The following is a 4,428-nucleotide window of genomic DNA, read 5'->3' on the forward strand; positions in this document are numbered from 1 at the left end:
AGCGTGATCAAGTCGCCGCCAGCTCCCCATTAATGGATTTGCCCATAAGACAGCTAATGGGCGTCGCCCATTAGCTGTCGGAATCGGCATTGTCCGAAGTGTCAGGGGCGAGCCCGAGCCGCGTGGCTTGCCGCGCGAGAAGCCGACCTGCTGCCGGTTCCCTATTTCCACGTCGTCTTTACGCTTCCTGCACCGATCGCAGCGATCGCTTTCCAGAACAAGGCCGTCGTCTATGCCATCCTGTTTAAGGCCGCCGCTGAGGCGATGACGACGCTTGCTGCCAATCCGCGAAGGCTCGGTGCAGAGATCGGCGGCGTCGCGGTCCTGCATACCTGATGTGGTGGAACGGCCCGCTCCAACAGCATCAAAGTGCTAGAACGTGGTCGTTGTTCGAACGCCACAAAGGAGGGACCGTTCCATGAAGCAGGTTAGCACCGTCGGGTTGGATTTGGCCAAGCACGTTTTCCAGGTTCACGGCGCGGATGCGGAGGGCGAGCCCGTGTTCAACCGAAAGCTGCGGCGCAGCGAAGTTTTGCGTTTCTTCGAGAAACTGCCGCCATGCCTGGTGGGGATGGAAGCCTGCGGTAGCGCCCACTATTGGGCGCGCGAGATCGCGGCTCTCGGTCATGAGGTGCGGCTCATTCCGCCCGCTTATGTCAAACCGTTCGTCAAGCGAGGTAAGACGGATGCGGCGGACGCGGAGGCGATCAGCGAAGCGGTGACCCGAAAGACCATGCGCTTCGTCCCGATCAAGACGGCCGAGCAGCAGGCTGCCGCGATGGTGCTGAAGGCCCGCGCCCTACTGGTGCGGCAGCGAACGCAGGCAGTCAACGCCCTGCGCGCGCATCTGGCCGAATTGGGCATCATCGCCACCGCCGGCCTGGCAAAGGTTGAGGCGCTGGTCGCGATCGTACGGGACGAAACCGATGCTCGCCTGCCCGCAGCAGCACGCTTCGCCCTGATGGCTATTGCCGATGAGATCGAAGCTTCAGCCGACCAAATCGATAGGCTCGAGCGCGCAATCGTCGTGGAGGCCAAGCGCGACGAGGACATGCGTCGGTTGACCACGATTCCTGGCGTAGGCGCCATTACGGCGGCGACCATCAAGGCGCTCGTGCCGGATCCTGGCGGGTTCAAGTCGGCTCGCCACATTTGCCGCCTGGCTGGGATTGACGCCGCGGCCTCATTCAAGCGGAGGCAAGGAGCGGCTCGGACGAATATCGAAGATGGGAAATCCGGAACTCCGCACTCTCCGCGTCGTTGGGGCAACAGCCGTCTTACGGGTTGCCCGAAACGACGCTCAGACGCGGCCGTGGCTGAAGGCGCTTCTCGCCAGACGGCCTTTCAAGGTTGCAGCGGTCGCGCAGGCCAACAAAACGGCGCGGATCATCTGGGCGCTTCTGAACAAGGGCGGGATTTATCGGCGTCCCGACCTATCGGTGATGACTACCACCATCGCCGTCTGATCGACGCAATGACCGCCAAAACAATCTGACCGGCACAGGGCCGGCAGAGGGCAAGGTGCAACAACAGACGATGAACCCATGGGACGAAATCCCGAGACGAATGAAGCTGCTGGCCCCAATGCGCTCAAGCGCGCATACCTGATTTAGCTCCTCGTTTTGCGGATCTCATCGAGGCCAGCGGCCATGCGCCGCGCGTAAAGGCCGGACATATGACCGCACCGTTCCAATGGGTGAAATCGACTGAAAAAGCTCTTGCCACGCGGGCCGTTCCACATATGGGGACAGGCGCTGACGCAGAACCCTCACTCAAGATACCGGGCATTATCATCTCCTTGATTTTCAGTGAACAACGCAAGTTGATCTTCCGCGCAACCCCCCTGCAGAATTAGCTTGCCGGTGCGGTGGAGGCCCTCAATAACGCTGCGAATGGGTTCGGCATCCAAATCACGGCGGCTGACTTCCCAAGGTGCACGAGGAGTTATTTGTTCGCACTTCAATAGGCCGGCTTCAACCAGCCTTTGGATGGTGTGGTGGCTGACGCCGCATATTCGCGCAGCTTCGCTCAAACTCACTCTCTCCGGATCGTGCAGAGCTCGTTTTTGACCGGCTATCGAATGGTTACGCCGGGCTGTCGCTACACGGGTCTGATTCCACCGCTTCCCTTTACCCGTGGAATAGCCGCGTCGGTTCAACACAGAGGCAATCTGGTCGTCGCCGTATCGAACAGCCATGCGACGAATGATCTCCAGCGCCTCCATGGGCGTGGCCGTTTCCGTTACGGAACGTGGTCGTTCCATCGTGAGTTGCGTATGCGCACCTCCTTTCCAGTGAATCAGCAACTCAAGGTTTTTTTATCCTGGTCAGTGCGTACAATGATCTCTTCGATGGCGGTGCGGAAGATCATCTTCTTAAGTGTCGGGGGACAGTGGTTGCTCTGCCAGACTCCAGCAAAATGATCACCCATCGAACGTATTCTGATTTCCTCTTCAGGCGATAACGAGTAGCGCTCGGTTTCGAGACTGGAAAGCCGCTGCTTGACTGCCTCGATCTCTTCCAGCTTTCCGTTCCACCGCCGTTCCAACTCGCTGGCTGCAAGTCGATTCCGGGCATCCACCGCGTCGTACTGTTCGAAGGCCTTCCTCGCCTCATACACCAGTTGCTCGAGCTTGCGGGACAGGGCGGTACATTGAGCGGTGCCGACAGCACTCAGTTCTTCGAGAGCTCGCAGACTGGCTTCCACCCCCAATGGCGCGATCGCCTTTAATAGTTCTTGTCCTACGCACCGGTCTACCGAGCTGCCGCCGAAGCCGATGCAATACTGCCCGCCATCATCGTAGTCGCCCTTGCAAAGGTAGCGCGCATGGGTGCCACGGCCGCCCCAATACCGTACATGCAGCTTGCGCCCACAATGTCCGCAGCGCAGGAGTCCGACCAGAAGACCCTGGCCAGCGCGAATCGCCGCCATCGATTCGTCCCCCTCCCAGTTCACCGAATTGCGCCGTATCATTCGCTGATTCTCTTCGTAGGTTGCCCAGTCAATATAACCTACATGATGATCGCGGATGAAGACGCGGCACTCTTCGGCGGGGCGCATCGCGCTCTGACGTTTCTCGAGCCGGCCTCCTACCAGCAAGGTCGTTACTGGACGCCGTCCCCAAACATAGGCACCGGCGTAGAAGGGATTGCGTAAAATGTCGCGGATTAGGCTCTGCGAAGGAACCTTCCAGATCAGCCGCGTTCCCTGTATGGGATTGACCGGTAGCTCCAGGTCGTGATCACGGAACCATTGGAATGTCTGACGCACGCTCCACAGTTCTCGAAACTTGGCGAACACGAGCTGTATCGCTTCGCAGATCCGTCGGTCGGGATGAAACATGATCTTACCCACGGGGTCGCGGGCATACCCAATCGGAAGCCGTTTGAACAGTTCGCCGCGGCGCGCTTTGGCTTCCTGCCCTGCCAGCATTCGTTGGCGTATAACCTTGAGCTCGACGACGCTGAGTGTCCCTTTGATACCCAACACCAACTGATCGTCGAGATTATTCAGATCGTAGACCTGTTGCTCGTCAGCGATTAGCGTTCCAAAGATCTGGCATACCTCCAACAGCCGACACCAATCTTTGTCCGTTCGGGATAGCCGTGATACCTTTCGGCTGCCGACGATTCCGACCTCTCCCAGCGCTACCGAGCTGAGGACGCGCTCAAAGCCTTCCCGCTGGGCGGCGGCAAGGCCCGCGCTCGATCCCAGGTCATTCTTGATGATCTCGACCTCCTGCCAGCCCAGCGCACGCACCCGTTCGGCCATCGCATACTGGAGGAGTTGACTTTCCTTATTCTGTCGTACTTGCTTTTCGCTGGATTGCCGAAGGTAGACGATCGCCTTGCGAGCCAGATGCTCCGGTTTGATTTTGGGATTGTGCAAGAGCTCTGTCATTTCCTCTTCTCCTCTCCTCGTGAAACACCGCTGCTATAACGCGGGCTATGAGATCGATCAGATCGGCGCGTGTCGCTGCGTCCATTGGCACGGCGCCGCATTCCCTTGAGATCATCAAATCTAAAAGTTGAAGTTGCACCACGACGACCTCCCTCGCTTCCGCTAACGCGCGGTCGCCGAAGGTTATCGTGGACAGGGTGAGTCGAGTCGTGAGGCGATCAATGAAGCGAGAGATAGGAGGGCTTGCTTACCGAGGCGCGGTCGTTGCGAGATCGTGATCTCGGCACACTCCGGCAACAGCATCCAGATGGGAATCTTCAGTCGTCTCCCGGCTGGATCCATGACACAGACCGCCCCATCTCCTCGCGTTGGTCTGCGAAGAATCCGCAGGGTAACACCATGAAGCGGGTGAAAGGGGTAGAAGACCTGAACATCTGTATTATCGGCGCTCAGGGTATTGTGGGCGTGGGTGCCATCATCCTCACATTCACTGTGTCGTGCCGGGCGGCGGCCTCTCGCCCGATGGCG

The 4,428-nt window shown here is 59.0% G+C and carries 3 protein-coding genes and 2 pseudogenes; 3 read left to right on the forward strand and 2 right to left on the reverse strand.

All coding sequences use genetic code 11. The features are described from left to right. Positions 1-72: 72 nt before the first annotated feature. Both CQ13_RS40635 and CQ13_RS07360 read left to right on the forward strand, forming a co-directional pair. A pseudogene (locus CQ13_RS40635) lies at positions 73-333 on the forward strand (transposase zinc-binding domain-containing protein); the annotation flags it as partial. Between the two features lie 85 nt (positions 334-418). Next, a pseudogene (locus CQ13_RS07360) lies at positions 419-1,466 on the forward strand (IS110 family RNA-guided transposase). Between the two features lie 302 nt (positions 1,467-1,768). Here CQ13_RS07360 and CQ13_RS07365 read toward each other — a convergent pair. Further along, positions 1,769-2,224, reverse strand: a complete 456-nt coding sequence (locus tag CQ13_RS07365; RefSeq protein ID WP_057842343.1) for a recombinase family protein — start codon at positions 2,222-2,224, stop codon at positions 1,769-1,771. A gap of 74 nt (positions 2,225-2,298) precedes the next feature. Beyond that, positions 2,299-3,900: a recombinase family protein gene (locus tag CQ13_RS07370; protein ID WP_057842344.1), complete on the reverse strand. Its 1,602-nt coding sequence runs from the start codon at positions 3,898-3,900 to the stop codon at positions 2,299-2,301. 434 nt (positions 3,901-4,334) lie between these two features. On the opposite strand from CQ13_RS07370, the gene CQ13_RS47025 reads away from it, so the two are divergent. Continuing rightward, positions 4,335-4,428, forward strand: a 94-nt coding sequence (locus CQ13_RS47025; RefSeq protein WP_375293272.1) for a transposase, incomplete at its 3' end; no start/stop codon positions are given.

The sequence above is a fragment of the Bradyrhizobium retamae genome (genome assembly GCF_001440415.1).
Taxonomy (GTDB): domain Bacteria; phylum Pseudomonadota; class Alphaproteobacteria; order Rhizobiales; family Xanthobacteraceae; genus Bradyrhizobium; species Bradyrhizobium retamae.